This window comes from Pseudogemmobacter bohemicus (assembly GCF_003290025.1).
Taxonomy (GTDB): Bacteria; Pseudomonadota; Alphaproteobacteria; order Rhodobacterales; family Rhodobacteraceae; genus Pseudogemmobacter; species Pseudogemmobacter bohemicus.
In genome coordinates this window covers 81,866-97,355 of record NZ_QNHG01000003.1, presented here as the reverse complement: position 1 = coordinate 97,355, position 15,490 = coordinate 81,866, and the positions used below count along the sequence as shown (strand labels likewise).

14 protein-coding genes are annotated in these 15,490 nt (G+C 56.5%); 11 read left to right on the top strand and 3 right to left on the bottom strand.

Annotated elements, in window-relative coordinates; all coding sequences use genetic code 11:
- Positions 1–37: 37 nt before the first annotated feature.
- The 3 genes from DRF71_RS15225 to DRF71_RS15215 all read left to right on the top strand — a co-directional run bounded on the left by DRF71_RS15225 (position 38) and on the right by DRF71_RS15215 (position 3,449).
- Positions 38–859, top strand: a complete 822-nt coding sequence (locus tag DRF71_RS15225) for a hypothetical protein (RefSeq protein ID WP_112311431.1) — start codon at positions 38–40, stop codon at positions 857–859.
- A gap of 537 nt (positions 860–1,396) precedes the next feature.
- Positions 1,397–2,983: an AAA family ATPase gene (locus tag DRF71_RS15220; protein ID WP_198672235.1), complete on the top strand. Its 1,587-nt coding sequence runs from the start codon at positions 1,397–1,399 to the stop codon at positions 2,981–2,983.
- 1 nt (position 2,984) lies between these two features.
- The gene (locus tag DRF71_RS15215; RefSeq protein WP_112311429.1) at positions 2,985–3,449 is read left to right on the top strand and encodes a hypothetical protein; all 465 of its coding nucleotides are present in this window, start codon (positions 2,985–2,987) and stop codon (positions 3,447–3,449) included.
- A gap of 211 nt (positions 3,450–3,660) precedes the next feature.
- Here DRF71_RS15215 and DRF71_RS15210 read toward each other — a convergent pair whose 3' ends face one another.
- Positions 3,661–4,689 carry an IS110 family RNA-guided transposase gene (locus DRF71_RS15210; RefSeq protein ID WP_112311428.1) on the bottom strand — a complete coding sequence of 343 codons (1,029 nt, stop codon included), beginning with the start codon at positions 4,687–4,689 and terminating at the stop codon, positions 3,661–3,663.
- Between DRF71_RS15210 and DRF71_RS15205 the strand changes: the two genes are divergently transcribed.
- The 3 genes from DRF71_RS15205 to herA all read left to right on the top strand — a co-directional run bounded on the left by DRF71_RS15205 (position 4,688) and on the right by herA (position 8,856).
- Positions 4,688–5,188: a hypothetical protein gene (locus tag DRF71_RS15205; RefSeq protein WP_157971109.1), complete on the top strand. Its 501-nt coding sequence runs from the start codon at positions 4,688–4,690 to the stop codon at positions 5,186–5,188. The genes DRF71_RS15210 and DRF71_RS15205 overlap by 2 nt on opposite strands.
- Before the next feature lie 671 nt (positions 5,189–5,859).
- Positions 5,860–7,107, top strand: a complete 1,248-nt coding sequence (locus DRF71_RS15200; protein ID WP_157971108.1) for a DUF4297 family anti-phage-associated protein — start codon at positions 5,860–5,862, stop codon at positions 7,105–7,107.
- A gap of 9 nt (positions 7,108–7,116) precedes the next feature.
- Positions 7,117–8,856: an anti-phage-associated helicase HerA gene (gene herA / locus DRF71_RS15195; RefSeq protein WP_112311425.1), complete on the top strand. Its 1,740-nt coding sequence runs from the start codon at positions 7,117–7,119 to the stop codon at positions 8,854–8,856.
- Positions 8,857–9,384: 528 nt separating this feature from the next.
- Here the strand turns inward: herA and DRF71_RS15190 are convergent.
- Positions 9,385–9,927 carry a hypothetical protein gene (locus DRF71_RS15190; protein WP_157971107.1) on the bottom strand — a complete coding sequence of 181 codons (543 nt, stop codon included), beginning with the start codon at positions 9,925–9,927 and terminating at the stop codon, positions 9,385–9,387.
- 323 nt (positions 9,928–10,250) lie between these two features.
- Between DRF71_RS15190 and DRF71_RS15185 the strand changes: the two genes are divergently transcribed.
- The 3 genes from DRF71_RS15185 (at position 10,251) to DRF71_RS15175 (ending at position 11,513) form a co-directional block, all read left to right on the top strand.
- Positions 10,251–10,625 carry a hypothetical protein gene (locus tag DRF71_RS15185; protein ID WP_112311423.1) on the top strand — a complete coding sequence of 125 codons (375 nt, stop codon included), beginning with the start codon at positions 10,251–10,253 and terminating at the stop codon, positions 10,623–10,625.
- Positions 10,625–10,981 carry a helix-turn-helix domain-containing protein gene (locus DRF71_RS15180; RefSeq protein WP_112311422.1) on the top strand — a complete coding sequence of 119 codons (357 nt, stop codon included), beginning with the start codon at positions 10,625–10,627 and terminating at the stop codon, positions 10,979–10,981. The genes DRF71_RS15185 and DRF71_RS15180 overlap by 1 nt, the downstream gene beginning before the upstream one ends.
- A gap of 169 nt (positions 10,982–11,150) precedes the next feature.
- Positions 11,151–11,513 carry a hypothetical protein gene (locus tag DRF71_RS15175; protein ID WP_112311421.1) on the top strand — a complete coding sequence of 121 codons (363 nt, stop codon included), beginning with the start codon at positions 11,151–11,153 and terminating at the stop codon, positions 11,511–11,513.
- Positions 11,514–11,558: 45 nt separating this feature from the next.
- Here the strand turns inward: DRF71_RS15175 and DRF71_RS15170 are convergent, their stop codons facing one another.
- Positions 11,559–11,783 carry a hypothetical protein gene (locus tag DRF71_RS15170; RefSeq protein WP_112311420.1) on the bottom strand — a complete coding sequence of 75 codons (225 nt, stop codon included), beginning with the start codon at positions 11,781–11,783 and terminating at the stop codon, positions 11,559–11,561.
- A 274-nt stretch (positions 11,784–12,057) separates the two neighbouring features.
- On the opposite strand from DRF71_RS15170, the gene DRF71_RS27490 reads away from it, so the two are divergent.
- Together DRF71_RS27490 and DRF71_RS27485 are read left to right on the top strand one after the other, a co-directional pair.
- The gene (locus tag DRF71_RS27490) at positions 12,058–12,702 is read left to right on the top strand and encodes a hypothetical protein (protein ID WP_157971105.1); all 645 of its coding nucleotides are present in this window, start codon (positions 12,058–12,060) and stop codon (positions 12,700–12,702) included.
- A gap of 131 nt (positions 12,703–12,833) precedes the next feature.
- Positions 12,834–15,416, top strand: coding sequence for a hypothetical protein (locus tag DRF71_RS27485; protein WP_157971104.1), 2,583 nt, complete (start codon positions 12,834–12,836; stop codon positions 15,414–15,416).
- Positions 15,417–15,490 lie beyond the last annotated feature (74 nt).

Below are 15,490 nucleotides of genomic sequence, written 5' to 3'. Positions count from 1 at the left end.
ACGTGCTAACTCGTGGCGATGATATGGAACCTGAAGCATGGCTGTTACGAACGAAACACTCGATGATGAATATCAGGCGCGTGTCGTAGGGTTTGTCGACATTCTCGGTTTTGGAGCTCTAGTCCAACGTGCCGACCGGGACGTGAACCTGCGTCGCGAGATCATCGAGGCGCTAGAGAAAGTGCGGGCAGTGACGCCTCCCGGCGACGGTGATACGGAACTGCGAACGCAGAGTTTCTCCGATAGCCTCATTCTGTCGGCGGCTAACACTCCAGAGGGTCTATGGCATCTCCTGCTCTCGATTGATGCCCTCGCTTGGAATTTACTCCAGCTCGGCATTTTTATTCGTGGTGGAGTGACCATTGGCGGGATGACGCACAACGATCATCTTGCCTTCGGAACGGGAGTGAACGCGGCCTATGATCTTGAATCAAAAGTAGCGAAGATGCCCCGAGTAATATTGGGTGCCGCAGCGTTCGACGCCGCGGTCTGCTACGCGAGTCAAAGCGAGGTCTGGGCGGCCTATCGCAATTCGCGTCTACTTCGCGATCGGGATGGCGTCTGGTTCTTAAACTACCTAACGGAATTGGCCTGCTTCAACCGTCAGCATCCCAGTAGTCCCGACATGCTTCACCATCCAATGTATAAAGTCGGCTGCTCGATCCAACAAATCTTTCAAGAGAAACATGACCGTACAATCGATCAGCCTGATGTTTACGCCAAGTTAGAGTGGTTTGCGCGGTACTGGAATGCTGAGGTTTCGACCCATCCTGATCCGACCGCTATACCGGTGATCGGCTCGATAAATGTAGCGGGCACAGAGCTGCGGGACACACGGCTACCGTTCAGGAGCTTCTGAGCCCCAGATGGTGCCCTTGGTTACCTCTCGAGGTCGGCCCTTAACGGACGGTCGGCCTCGATTTATGCGGCGTCGCCGCAATTCCCGGAAGCTGCCGTTGATCTTTCTCCGCAGCAGACACCCGGCAAAAATGGAATCGATGGGGACGAAGCTGCAGTCCGCGCCTTAGACGCGTCGTGCGATAGGTAAGCGATTGTCGCGCCGCCTTGCAGACGCTCTGTTATCTCAAGGTGCCGCGCACTTAGGGCCGGGGTGCTCCTGATCAGCGTTGGCGACCCGCTTAGACGATCAGATGGTCCGCAATCTTGGACAAAACTGTCGTTCTCTGGCGCGGCGGCAAATATCGACTTATTGTAAGACCTGACATTTGTGTGATCGGCTAGGAGTCAATGTCTGATTATCGCAAACTCTTTGCGATGGTCCGCCCGCGGGCCGGATGACTCAAGTCCGCCACGGAGCATTTCTGAGACAGCCAATTGTTTCGGGCGCGGACGAAACAGTATAGAAGCGCGGCATCTGTTGGGGGGTATAAACATCGTGCGATTCTTTGTGGGAACCCAGCAACCTGCCTATCAGCGCATGCCGACCTTCCAGTTGATTAAGGACAATTGGAACGACTGGTTCAAATGGTACACCCTCTACGCGATCCGCGCGATCCAGCCCGACGGCTCAGTTGTCGAATTGGGAAGCGCAAAAATCGCGCGCCAAGGCATGACTGAAGACCAAGGAAGCACCGAATTGCCGCCGGTCTTCGAAGCCTTGGACGCAACCTATTTCTCGGTCGGCCAGGGTGAGAATTATTACGAGACGCTGATCTCGCTCGGCGATGACGTGCGCACCGGCTTTCTGACCGCAATGCGCGATTGCGCGTTCACGCCAGCCATCCTCGACGCCAACGCCAACGAGCCCGTCCTCCAAAATTCGCTTCTGCGCGATATCGAAATGTCGCGGGTTCGAGAGCGCTTCAATCGCCTTGCCCACGGCCAGATAGCGCTGTCGCCCTACAGCTTTGACTATCTTTTTCCGTCCGACCCCCACGGGCTGACGCCGCCGCCCGTCCTTGGCTTCGCGGTGACGCCAAACTCGCTGCCAGCAACCAACATCCATGTGCTGATCGGCCGCAACGGCGTCGGCAAGACCCGCTGCTTCGACTTCTTGGCTCGCGCATTCCTCGGAATGCCGGCGGACGATCCGCAACAGCCCGTCGGCCAGCTGCGCAACCGCGCTGCCAACCCCTGGGGAATCGAAGACCCGGATTCCGATCCTGGCTTCGCAGGTTTGGTCACGGTGTCGTTCAGCGCTTTCGATTCCACCGGCCCGCTGGGCGGTGCCAGCAGTGGCGAAAAGCGTTACGCTTATCTTGGACTGGTCACGCACGAGGCCCCACAGACCGGCGCGCCGGTCGCGATGCCGCGCGGTCCGCGCGTTAAGGACGGGCACGAACTGGCGTACGAATTTGCCAAGAGCATGCTGGCCTGCCGCGAAGGCGTCCGTCGCCGCCGCTGGGAGAACGCCTTGCGGACGCTGGAGGCCGATCCTCTGTTTGCCGAGGCGAACGTCTCTGCGCTCGCCGATTATCAGGGGCCGGATCTCGAACAGCGGGCACGCAGTCTATTTCGGCGGATGAGCTCGGGCCATGCCATTGTGCTCCTTTCGATGACCCGCTTGGTCGAACTGGTCGAAGAAAAATCGCTCGTCTTGATCGACGAACCTGAGAGCCATCTTCACCCGCCATTGCTGTCGGCGTTCGTACGCGCGCTATCGGACTTGCTGATCAACCGCAATGGCGTCGCGATCATCGCCACGCATTCGCCGGTCGTGCTGCAAGAGGTTCCGAAATCCTGTGTCTGGAAGCTAAGCCGCGTCGGCCGCGAAGCTCGCGCAGATCGCCTAGAGCAAGAGACCTTCGGCGAAAATGCCGGCACGCTGACCCGAGAGGTGTTCGGCTTGGAGGTGACGCAGACCGGATTTCATAAACTGATCGCCGATCACGCCGAGGGCGGCCGCACCTACGAGCAGATTTTGGCGCTGTTCGACGGCCAGCTCGGTGCCGAGGGCCGGGCGCTCGCGCGGGCCCTCTGTCTCGTCCTACCTGACGAGCTCCCGCCGCGGGGCAACGAATAGGATGCGCACGCTCCCGATGCCGCTGCAGTCGGCGGCCGATGTGCTAGCAACCTGTATCGGCGGCGTTGCCGATCCGGCTCAACGCCTTCGTCTGCAGGCGATCACGGGACAGCTCGTTGCGGACGCAGCCAATTATGACCAACTCGCCCGTATCCAAAGCCTGCATCAGGTCGTGCGCGCGCCGAATGTCGACGCCGTCACTCGGTCCGAGCTCGAAGCGCTCTATTCAAAACAGATGAGCGCTACGAACGGCGCGGCGCGTGGGATCTACAGCGCGCTTCGTAACGCCGCGCCCAACGGCAAATGCCCGCTTTGTGGCATCGGTACGGTCACAGTGCTCGACCACCATCTCCCAAAGGCGCGCTATCCCAATCTGTCGGTCTGCCCCTTCAACCTCGTTCCGGCTTGCGACTTCTGCAACATGTATAACCGCCCCTTGCGCAAGGGGGTTCGAAGCTTCTTTTGACGCGTTGTCGGGTGCTGACATGTATCCGGCCTCTTATGCGACCATCGTCATGCCGCGGGCCCGTATGGTGTTCGCGGATCAGGCCCCAAATCAACGCCGCGTGCTCGAAGGCACTTTGTTGCAGGCTGGTTCCCCTGATCCTGTCTCACGACCGTTGCGCCAAACGTCTCCTTGCCCTCTTCCGCTCCGACGTTCTCGCGACCTCGACGGCTTATGCCGCTGCGGCCGGAGCCTTGTAGACGTCACCGTGGGCCATAAGGGCCCAGACGATGCGCGCCATCTTGTTCGCCAGCGCGACCCGCACCAGCATGGGCGGCTTGCGCGTCAGTATCCCGCCCAACCAGGTTCCCGGTCGGGCCGAGGCATGGACGTGTCGCTTGATGATCACGCTGTTGGCGCCGATGATCAGCAGGCGCCGCAGGGATCGTTCCCCCATCTTGGTCGTGGCCCCGAGCCTCTGTTTGCCGCCTGTCGAATGCTGGCGAGGGGTGAGCCCGAGCCAGGCGGCAAAGTCCCGGCCTGTGCGGAATATCTCTGGTGGGGGCGCCAGCGTAGCAATGGCCGTGGCGATCAGGGGGCCGATGCCAGGAATTGTCATCAGCCGCCGTGCGACCTCGTTGCCCTTTGCCCGCCGGCTGATCTCGGCGTCCAGCTTCCCGATCTCTGTCTCGAGGTGCCGGAGCGCCGCAACCAGCACATCAAGCGTGGGGAGGGCCTCGGTGGGCAGCCCGCTGTCCGGGTCTTCGATCATCGCAATAAGTCGCGCAGCGTTGCCAGCACCTTGTGGCACGATCTGACCAAACTCGCCCAGATGCCCACGCAGGGCGTTGATCGCCTGTGTGCGCTGCCGGATCAGAAGTTCCCGGATACGGAATACCATCGCCGACCCTTGGGTTTCTTCACTCTTCACCGGGACGAAACGCATCGTCGGGCGCTGCGCCGCTTCGCAGATCGCCTCGGCATCAGCGGCATCATTCTTCTGGCGCTTGACGAAAGGTTTCACATAGGCGGGCGGGATCAGCCGAACCTCGTGCCCGAGCTTGCCGATCTCGCGGCCCCAGAAATGCGCCCCTCCGCAGGCTTCCATGGCGACAATGCAGCTCGGCAACTGGCTGAAGAACGACAGCACCTGATCCCGCCTCAGCTTCTTGCGCAGCACAGCTTGCCCAGAGGCGTCGGCACCATGTGCCTGGAACACATTCTTCGCCAGATCGAGCCCGACAGTGGTAATCTCCGACATGACCGCTCTCCTATGTGGATCCTCGCAGACCCACCTTGGCACACAGATGCCGTCGGGGGGCGGTCACATCATCAACGCCAAGCGGGCGCGCTTCCCAACCTGCGCGGAAGAGCAGACCCTCCACCCATACTATGACGACTACACCCAGCAGCAGTGGATCTTCGCCCAGCTCGATGTCGCTGGTCCGCCCGTTCTAGTCTTTCACGTCAATGCGCCGGCGCACTGGCCGCAGGTCTCGCGGCTCCGGGCAAAACGGCACTTTGATGTCGTCAAACTCGGCGTGAGCTACACTTCGAATGCGAATGATGAACTCATTCCCTTGCGCCACCATCTCACCACGATTGCGGCGACAAAGGGAGTAGCCGGCGTGCAGGCCTATCTCGCCGAAGAGCAGGCACGCTACGCCACTCGGCTCAATTGCTGGCAACACATCATGTTTCAGACGCTGGCCGCCAACCCGTGGTTCATCGGTGGTGGGTATCTTCAAATCCCGCAGTGATATCAGGTGGCGTCGAGAGACCACTGTTAGGACCCGCAGTCGAGCGGTTGGATAGCATGCGAATGACCGGTTTTCGGCCCAGAGCGGACGGTCGAACTGGAACTATGCTGCATTGCCACATTCCCGGAAGCCGACATACGACTGGCGGTGCAGCGAAGTCACGGCCAAGATTTCAGTTCTGAGGGGCGTTGCAGACGTTCGCTGTGGCTTCACAATGAACGGCCCAGGACCGTCTCGATTGAATAACGGCGGAAGCGGGCACTCGCAGCAGTATGCACGAGCGACCGGCCTATGGCCGATGACGACCTGTAGCTTTTCGATGGGAACGCAGGCTCTTCGCTTGAGATCTACCCTCAGTGTTCCAATATTCTAGGCGGGCTTGCTGTAGCCGAAAGCGGTACTGGCCTTCAGTCAGCGCCCTGTCTCGTAGCGCAGCGCATCAACTGTCTTGGCATGAGGATTGAGTGGTTTTGGGTCCTTCGAGACGATGCCTTTCGAAGCCGACGGGCGATAGTCCAAAGCGTTGATCGTCTCGCCACCCGAGAAGCTCCCGGCCACAATCGACGCCCTCACGATATTAAGGCCAGTCCCGTCGGCGCAATTATGCTCACTCGCACTTCCGCTTCCGCTCATCTACAATCTCAATCGGGGATTGATTCGTGGGTGGGATATTGGAAGTCGACAAAAAACGCGAAGCAACAGCTTCAATTAGGGGCTATTTCTACCAGCTCGATGCAGCGTTACTCGAAATCCTGAACGCCGGCCTTGACGAGAGGGTTGTCATCGAGGGCATTGAAGACTTCGACCACTATACCGATGAAGGCGTCATTTACGGCCAGGTGAAGTACTACGCGGAGCAAAGCTTGACAGACTCGGTACTGCGTGACCCCCTGCATAAGCTCTTTGTTCATTTCTATGGGCTCCAAGAAGCACAGCGGACAGGCCGAAAATACCTGCTGTACGGGCACTTTTCAGAAGTTAAGATCGATATTGGTGAGTTTGCCGTCGAGCGTTTCAAATCGGTCATGGAATACCGAAAGGAAGTGAAGGCCGCTGACGGTACAAAATCCTACGAAAAGAAGTCTTTGCTCGACGGGATGGCCGCACCAGATGAGCTGATTGAGGCGTTCTGCAAGAGCTTCAGCATACAGATCTCGACGGAATTTTCTGAACATCGCAATCTCGTCATCGAGGCAATAAGGAAAAACCAGAGCGTCTCCGGGGTTGAGGCCGAAGGTTTTCATTATCCAATGGCGTTCGACTTCATCGCCACACTCGCCACGAAAAAAGATCATAACGACCGCAAGGTCACCCTTCGTGATCTGCAGGAACATTTCAAAGGTACTCAAGCTATTCATAATCGTTGGCTTCTCCGGGAGAAGGAAGCGAGCGAGTACGCGAAACATATGAAACGCCTTTACTTCTCGCCCACGAACGGCGCAGGAATCGTCCGCGCTTTCATCATTGAATGCAGTGCGGTAACCGACTGTTCGGTTGTCTGCGACCAACTCAGGGAAATCGGCAAAAACTGGAGTTCGGCTAAGACGCGCCGCATCCAGAATTCCGAGCGCTACGCGCCATTCGTTCTGCTACGCGGCGCGGATGAAAAACTCATCATGCAAGTGAAGGACGAGCTTTTCGATACCGGAACTATTTTCGTAGATGGTTTCCCATATCGCGGATCGCCATTCCGCATCGATCACGTTCATAGCCAACAGACCCAAGAGCACCAAATCGAAATTCGTCTTGTTGACGACGTTGACCAGTTGCTGGTGGCGCTCGCTGGTGTGGGACGGAAGTTGTGCCATATCTACGACTTTTTCCTTGAACGCCCAGCAGTCATGGCTCTGCCTGGTCCACAGGCTCGGATGTATTCGATCCCCGTCAGCAGCATCTCCACAATCACGAAAATTATTTGAGGATTAACAATGACTGAGGAAATCGCCAATGCTGAGGTTGTCGCCGTTTATCCCAACAAAGTCCGAGTGGCCGTCGATGATCTCTTGAACTTCCAGGTGGCGGGTGAGTCTCTTCGCGTTGGATCCTTTCTCAAGGTCTCGGACAATGACAACGTTTCTCTCATCTGTATAATCGAAAGCTTTTCAATCGAGATGAAAGAGGTGAAAGGCGACGGCAGCAGTGACTACAAGCGCGTCTATATGATTGATGCCTATCCTCTCGGGACCCTTAAAGACGGAAAGTTCAATCGCGGCGGTGACGAACTCGCCATTCCGCCAAAGAAGGTCGTCCCGGCGACGAAAGCGGAAATCGCAGCCATCTATGCAGACTGCTATGCGGCTGAAGACCGCTTTTGCTTTTCGTCACTGACCAGGCAACGTGATATCGTAGTACCTGTTCATGGGGACCGGTTCTTCAACAAACATATTGCCGTTGTGGGTGCTTCGGGATCGGGAAAATCATCGAGTGTGTCGTCAGTTCTGCAAAAGGCGATATCTGCTAAAATGGGAGAATACCAAGGACTCAACAACTCCCATATCCTGATATTCGATCTTCATTCCGAATATGCCACCGCGTTTCCGAAGGCGAATGTCATCACCGTCGATGACCTCGTCTTGCCATATTGGCTTCTCAACGAAGACGAGATGGAGGACATGTTTCTGGAGTCCGGCGACAATAACAATTACAATCAAGAGTCGCTGCTACGATCTGTGGTGACCATTGCCAAGAAGATCAGTAATCCTGCTGTCGAAAAGGTAAACTTCGACAGTCCGCTTCGATATGATATTCAGCACGTAGCGAACGCTTTCCGCAACCTGACACGGGAAACAAAAGATGCTGATAACTCGCTGCATATCAAGTTTAAGGACGGTACTGCCGAAACGTTCGAAGATGTCGAGCGTCAGCTTGAGCATTATTGCAAGGCGCTGCGGGATTTCGCGCCCCCAGAACGCAGCAAAATCAATAAAGGCCCCTATGCCGACGGTAGCATCGACAAATTCGAGCGTCGGATTAGATCAAAGATATCCAACTCTCGGCTCGACTTTATATTCGGTGCGAAGGCCAAAGCTGCGACATTGGAACAGGTACTTGAACAGTTTACTGGCTATAAGGCGGGAAGCGGATCGAATGTCACCATCATCGACCTCAGCGGCATTCCCTTTGAGCTGCTCAGCATTACCGTCTCGCTGATCTCCCGTCTGATGTTCGATTTTTGCTACTATGCGCGGCGCGTCGAAAGTAAAACAGAGCAACCGTTCCTCATGGTGTATGAGGAAGCACACAAATACGCACCAAAGAGCGGTCTTGCCCGCTACAAGGCTTCCCTGGCTGCAATCGAGCGCATTGCCAAAGAAGGCCGAAAGTACGGCATCAGCCTTCTGATTTCGAGCCAGCGCCCGTCTGAGATTTCAGAGACTATCTTTTCGCAATGCTCCAATTTTCTGGCAATGCGTCTCACCAACCCTGATGACCAAAGTTATGTCCGCCGACTATTGCCGGATACACTGGGCAATCTCACTGAGGGTATGCCTGCCCTTGAGCAAGGGGAAGCACTTCTCATCGGGGACGCCGTCATCATGCCTTGCGTCGTGTATGTGGAGAAATGCGACCCAGAACCCTCATCCAGTGACGTGAAATATTTCACGCTTTGGAAAGAGGCGTGGAAGGAGATCGACTTCAAAAAGCGTGCCGATAACTGGCGAGGGTGAGGGGCGCTGATCAAGGATCACAGGTCCGGATTGTAGATATGGATAAATAACCGAATGAAATCAGGCTGCCTGAGGGGGCCGTGATCCCCAAACCCGCCAGACCGCCGTAGGCTTCGGATGTGACGTTTCATCCGAGGCTCGGTGAGTGGCAACTTTCCCGCACTCATAGATCAGACCTGCCAGTCCGCCAAATGGTTAGGGATTCTCATTCCGGGGGCGGTTACGGCAATACTCCAACATCGGCTTCAACCGGTCAGGTCCGCTGCACCTGCGAAGCGCTCTGGCACGCTGCGACTTAGTTGAGTGTCTCTGATTGGCTTGGATTTACCGAACCGTCGATTGGTAACGCGGCCCCCTGCGCCGGTGGTCGAGCGTCCGGTTTGGCATTTAGGTGCGATTGTCGTGCTGCACGGGCATCAGACGGCTTTCCGCCCATACCAACATTGCTGCCCAGCCATTGGAGGGGGCGGCTGCCATGGCAAGATGAAGTTCTTGCCATGGAATTTGTGCGGAGGTGGGATCATCTGATCAGAAGTAAGCCGTCTGCATGCAGGTATTGCACCACTTCTGGCGTAACAGTCCATCACGCTTTTTGTTGATTTCTGCAATTGTCTCGTCGGCAGCGCCCCGATTTGCGCTGCCGTTGATCTGAGCGCCTAGCATCATTCCGAACGCGAGGCTGGCTTGATCATTGAACTGCGCGAAGTCAGCTTCGTATTGGCCTGTGATGAAATACATGCCCATGGTGTCGATTAGGCTATTCGCAAGATCCAGGTCAACGTTGCCACCTGAGCCTTCCGCGACCTCGACCAACTCGCCGATGATCCGCTCCCCGATTCGATCAAAAGGGATGCCCTGCGCGATGCCTTCACGCAGGAGGATCGAGGTGTCGCTCGCCCAGAAGCATGTCGTCTCGAAGAGCGACTTACAAGTCTCATTGTTGCGGTCACTGCAATCGTTCTCAGACTTGATCTCATCGGCAAGCGAAAATAAACCCGCCGATGTCATGTGAAAAGGCGATGAAATGCCGGGCCGCAAAGAGAGATGCGGAACCGTCGCTGGCTGGCTCATGCTCTGTTTCGGGCGTTGGGTCGGTGGCGGGGATATGTCGAATATCGCCTGGCTCGAAGCGATCAATTTTCATTAGAGGTATCCTTCAGTGGATCAAACGCTGGTGGATTAAGGTGTTGGTCGGTGTTGGACGCACCGGCCAACACCACACTATCAGTCATGGGACGGCGAACAACCTTGCCACGGGACGCGTAGACGCCGTCCTGGGGCATCGCCCGCTATCGGCTGATCCGCGCATCGGGGCCTCGCGCGCCGCAGGTGCAGCGCATCCGTCAGGTCTTTGACCCGAACACCGGCGAGAAATACCTGCTGGAGGGCGCGCTGTGACCGTCACCACGCCTCTCGATCTCGCCCGCAGCTGCTGGGGGGATACCATCCCGGATTATGTGGTTGTGCTGGCTGAGGAATGCGGACGCAGCAGTCAAAGCGCGGTGGCTAAGCGCCTCAATCGTTCGGCCACGCTCGTCTCGAATGTCCTGCGCAATAAATACAGCGGCGACATGGCTGCGGTAGAGGATGTGGTGCGCGGCGTGTTCATGGGCCGCTCTGTTACCTGCCCGGCGCTCGGCAGGATCACAACCGCCGCCTGCCGTGACTGGCGGGCGAAGGGGAAGACATTTTCTAACGAAAACAGCGAGCGCGTCAGGATGTTCAAGGCCTGCCGAAATTGCCCGCTCGCCAGGAAGGAGGCCGCGTGATGTCAGGCATCCGCGTTTTCCTGCCGCCTGATCTGGTTGTGGATCGCTTTGTGGGCCGCACCGGCGCGCCCTTGGTGATGCTGGCCGGCCGTGATCAGACCCGCGAAATCAGCCGGTATCGTCAGGAACTCATGTGGCTTTTGCGCCAGCTCACCACGATCAGCAACCGCCAGATCGGCGCCATGTTGGGCGAGCGCAGCTCGGCCACCGTTGACGAGGCGGTGGACCGGATCTCGATGCGGGCAGCGACTGATCCGGATTACCGCCGGCTCGGAAGCGCGGCGTCGGGAGAGTGCCGCGCGTCGTGGCGGTGTGGGTGCTGCTGGTCGTTCCCTTCGTCATCGTCTTGCTGCTGAACGCCTATGACGGTGCGATGGCCGCAGCACTGCCTGGGATACAGCGGAAGCCGACGATCCCCGGAACCATCGGATCGCTCCTCCTCGTGCCCGGGGTGGTGTTGCATGTGGTTCTTATGGTCAGGCGCGGCGCTGCGAAGCACAAATCCTGAGATCGGACATCGCCCCATTGCAACGCACCTCGCTGACTTCGTCTCACCCTTTAGCGATCCCTTTTGATCGGATCGGGGAGAGGATAATCGGCGAGTTGGTCGAGGTCGCGGAAGGCTCAGGTGGCTACGTTGACCTGGATCTTGCAAATAGCCTGATCGACCCCATGGGCATGTATTTCATCACAGGCCAATACGAAGCTGACTTCGCGCAGTTCAATGGCCAGGCCAGCTTTGCGTTCGGAATGATGCTGGGAGCTCAGATCAACGGCAGCGCAAAGCAGGGTACTGCCGACGAGACAATTGCAGAAATTAACAAAAGGCGTGATGAACTGCTACGCCAGAAGTGGTTCAGTACCTGCATGCAGACGGCTTACTTCTGACCAGACGATACCGATTCGCGCGAGATCCATGGCAAGAACTTCATCTTACCATGGCAACATGAGCTGCTGCTCGTCGATCTCGGGAGTCTTCCGGCACCCGCGATTGAACACGCCGGACACCCCTTCAAGCAGGGCCCGCATCCATAGATGGATCATCGTCGGATGCACCCCAAACCGGCTAACCACCTCCGCTGCCGTCTCCTCGCCTTTTAGGGTCGCCAGCGCGCCCTTCCCCTCGAACTCAGGCGCGTGCTGCTTGCGTTTCGACATCTCTGATCTCCTTCTCGTCGAAAATCAGCAGACTGCAAATCATAACTTATCTCAGTGTCCAGTTTGCGGGGGAGATCAAAACACCAGCCAACTTCAATCGCAGCTGGATGATCGTTCAGTGCCAGGTCGCTGTCGCGAATGATTGCATACAGAATTCAGATTGACACGGAAGGCGAAGTACGCTTCTCATTTACATAAATGAGGGCGATGTCTGGCGTGCTATCGCCGGATCTCGCCAGAGTTAAAATTTTAAATGCATTGCGTGGGGAATTTGATGTTTATTTCTCGTTGCCTCAGGGCAATAGTATTTCAAATAATTGCCGCAGCATCGATGGTAATCACACTTCATGCAAACGAAAATCCAGAACATTATCTAAGCAGCGCCATTAAGAGAATTGTTGAAGATATTGATCAGAATGGCCGCTTTGATCTGTCTGAATTTAGCTGCGTTAGATTAACGTCATCGGGATTGAGTGAATGTATTGATAACGTATCTTCGGTAAAATTCCTGATCTCAAGAAGTTCATCCATACAATCTATAGGAATGACAATCAAGCTGCAAGACCCCCGTAGATATTACCCAAATGACGATGGCCGCAGTCTGATTGTTACCGATCAATCTGATTTTTCATCTTTGAGAGACGATTTCAGGTCGCTCGAAGCTTCGCTTGATTCAGATAGATATGAAAGATGCAATTTTCCTAAAAGAACGGGAACCCCCGTTCTTGATGAAGCTTTGGTGTTTGGTTTCAGGATCTCCGGAACAAATTCTGTTTTAGCACTGATATTTTCGGGATCCGAGTACCACCTGTATGGCAAACCTGGTGAGCCATCGAAAGATGGTAATGGCTTCATTGTCGGGAATCTTGTTATCGCTATTGCGTCATCATCAAAATTCCCCTGTGAAGATATCGAGTAACAGCTTGACTGCGGCTTTCGCAGAAAGATGGCATCCTGTAATTTTAGAGTGGTAAGCCCCAATGCCTCCCAATCCCGGAACGAATACTGGCGGCGGCTCAACTGGTGTGGGCGGCAACACAGATCCTAATGATGGAAACGGTCCCGGCGGCTATGGCCGCGGTGGTGGCTCAAATCCGGCAACTGGCGGAACCAGCGGTGGCGGTGGCGGTGGCGGGAACCAGCGGTGGCAGTGGCAACAGAGACCATGGTGGTAACGGCGCCGGTGGCCGACATGCTGAGCTAGGATTCCCTCATGATGACCCACAATACTCTCTCGACCCACTCATCAGTGGCGGGAATGTTCGGCAACCTGGCTTAACGGGTGATCTTGGTGAGCAATTCGTGTGGTCGCTGCCTCCGGATCCGCTGGGACCATCGCATGAAACTGCTGAAGCGGACGTAATACAAGCTGCCGCTCCAGTTGCCAGATTTCTCTTGTGGGCTGTTCCACCTGCCCTCACATATTTTAGAGAAGAAATTTGGGAGCAATTAAAAAAATTCGGTGCTAACGCGCTCTCGCCCTCAGTGGACGTCGTAGCGGCACAAGAAAATTTTGAACGCCTTCTCGATAAGCCTCGCGATGATCTTACCCCATCTGAGCGATCGCTAGTTGATAGCACAATTCAAAAACATCTTCTGGCTATCGTAGCACTGGGAGAGTCAGCTGGATGGAGCGATCTGCGAGAAGTGATTGATCCGCGCATACTGGGTTACATTATAGATAACGATATTGCGGGTGAGTACCAAGAAACGAGCAGGTTCCCCGAGGGTACTTTTGATCCGTTCCCCCAAGCTTATACAATTCCCTTGGAACCTGTTCTGCTTGATTTGGATGGTGACGGTATCGAGATCACGCAGCTTGATCAGTCTACCCAATACGTTGTCGGCGCGGATGGCCTGGAGCATCGCACGGCCTGGGCAGGTGCTGGTGCTGGTGCTGGTGCTGGTGCTGGTGCTGGTGCTGGTGCTGGTGCTGGTGCTGGTGCTGGTGCTGGTGCTGGTGACGGAGTCCTGTTCATTGATGCGGATGGCAATGGAACGATCTCGGATATATCCGAATACGTGTTCACGGAATGGGATGCATCGGCCGGAAATGACCTTGAGGCTTTACGCCGCGCGTTCGACAGCAATGGCGATGGCAAGCTGAGCTCAGCGGATACACGCTGGGGTGAGTTCCGGGTGCAGGTGACCAATGCTGATGGATCGACAAGCGTCAAAACGCTGGCGGAACTTGGCATTACCGAGATCAACCTTCGTGCCGATACGACGCGGATCACCTTGCCGGATGGTTCTGTCATCACCGGACAATCTACCTTCATGATCAATGGTGTGTTGCGGACGCTGGCGAATACCTCGCTTGCAACTGAAGCGAATGGCTACCGGATCGTTGACACGGTTTCTGTGGATGGCGCGGGAAGCCGTACGGTCACGCAGATCGGGTATGACGCAGCGGGCGACCGGGCCTTTGTCGTTACCTCGGTGACCAGTGCAAATGGCCTGTCGATTGTCAACCGCTACGATATGAACGGCGACGGGGTTACAGACCAGATCCAGACCATTACCACGGTGGTCAGCGGCGGGCTTCGCAACGAGACGGTGCTCAATTATCTGGGGTCCAGCGTCGCGACCGGGACACTGCTGAGCCGGATCTTCACCTCGACCAGTTCCGATGGCCGCGCAGTCACGGTGCTGACCGACAGTCAGGGCGGAGGCTGGTTCGACGAGCGCGAGCAGCGCATCACGGCTGCGGATGGCAGCCGGACGGTAACGATCAGCGAGCTGGCCCGGAACGGGACGGTGATCACCAGTACCAGCGAGACGATTTCGGCCAACGGGTTGGTTCGGACGACGTCGGATAATCTTGACGGTGCGGGTGGTGCGGACCGGATCACAACCGAGACAATCGTCCAGGACACGACCGGTGCCAGGACGGTCACGACGGTGGTGACGAACCAGGATGGTTCGCTGCGAACCACCGAGACGGAGACAATCAGCGCCGACGGGCGCGATAAGATTACGACGCTTGATCTCAATGGCGACGGCGCCTGGGATGTGCAGATCGTGGAGGATGTAAACGTCGTCACCGGCGGCGGCACCTCGACTGTAATGTGGGTGCGCAACGCGGATGGGTCGTTGCAACGCCAGGTGAATTCGACAGTTTCGGCAGACGGGTTGACCAGAACCTCGCAGGTAAAGATCGACGGTGACGCTGATTTTGATCAGTTCACAAATGATGTCACGACGATTGACGGTGCGGGGACGCGGACACGGCTGGTAACCGTGACCAATACAGATGGCTCGATCAATCATATGGAGAAGACGGTTCTCGGCGCCGATATGGTGACCGGGCAGACCTGGATTGATCTCAATCAGAATGGTGTGTTCGAGGCGACCGATCTCGTGCGCCAGGTCACCGTCAGCGCCTCGGATATGAAGACGGCGACGACCTGGGACCGAAATCCGGATGGTTCTGTCCGTATGGTGGTGACAGAGGTCACAAATGCTTCCGGACTGCAGACAGTCACCACGATTGATATGGACGGTGACGGGAATACAGATCGGACCATCACTGATACGACGGTCCTGAATGGCGATCTCTCTGCGACGGAAACGATTACCACGGTCAATGGTGATGGCATAGCTCTTTGCCACGGCCTTGGCCCTGCACAATGATTGGCTGAAACAGTCTGCGGGGTCGACGGAGGCTCCAAAGCTCTGAATTCTCCACCGCCCCATGCACGATTGCG

Excerpts from the sequence above, each read along its gene's own strand:
- DRF71_RS15225 (WP_112311431.1), top strand. The coding sequence starts at position 38 with ATGGCTGTTACGAACGAAACACTCGATGATGAATATCAGGCGCGTGTC.
- DRF71_RS15215 (WP_112311429.1), top strand. The coding sequence starts at position 2,985 with ATGCGCACGCTCCCGATGCCGCTGCAGTCGGCGGCCGATGTGCTAGCA.
- DRF71_RS15205 (WP_157971109.1), top strand. The coding sequence starts at position 4,688 with ATGACCGCTCTCCTATGTGGATCCTCGCAGACCCACCTTGGCACACAG.
- DRF71_RS15210 (WP_112311428.1), bottom strand. The coding sequence starts at position 4,689 with ATGTCGGAGATTACCACTGTCGGGCTCGATCTGGCGAAGAATGTGTTC.
- herA (WP_112311425.1), top strand. The coding sequence starts at position 7,117 with ATGACTGAGGAAATCGCCAATGCTGAGGTTGTCGCCGTTTATCCCAAC.
- DRF71_RS15190 (WP_157971107.1), bottom strand. The coding sequence starts at position 9,927 with ATGAGCCAGCCAGCGACGGTTCCGCATCTCTCTTTGCGGCCCGGCATT.
- DRF71_RS15180 (WP_112311422.1), top strand. The coding sequence starts at position 10,625 with ATGTCAGGCATCCGCGTTTTCCTGCCGCCTGATCTGGTTGTGGATCGC.
- DRF71_RS15170 (WP_112311420.1), bottom strand. The coding sequence starts at position 11,783 with ATGTCGAAACGCAAGCAGCACGCGCCTGAGTTCGAGGGGAAGGGCGCG.
- DRF71_RS27490 (WP_157971105.1), top strand. The coding sequence starts at position 12,058 with ATGTTTATTTCTCGTTGCCTCAGGGCAATAGTATTTCAAATAATTGCC.
- DRF71_RS27485 (WP_157971104.1), top strand. The coding sequence starts at position 12,834 with ATGGAAACGGTCCCGGCGGCTATGGCCGCGGTGGTGGCTCAAATCCGG.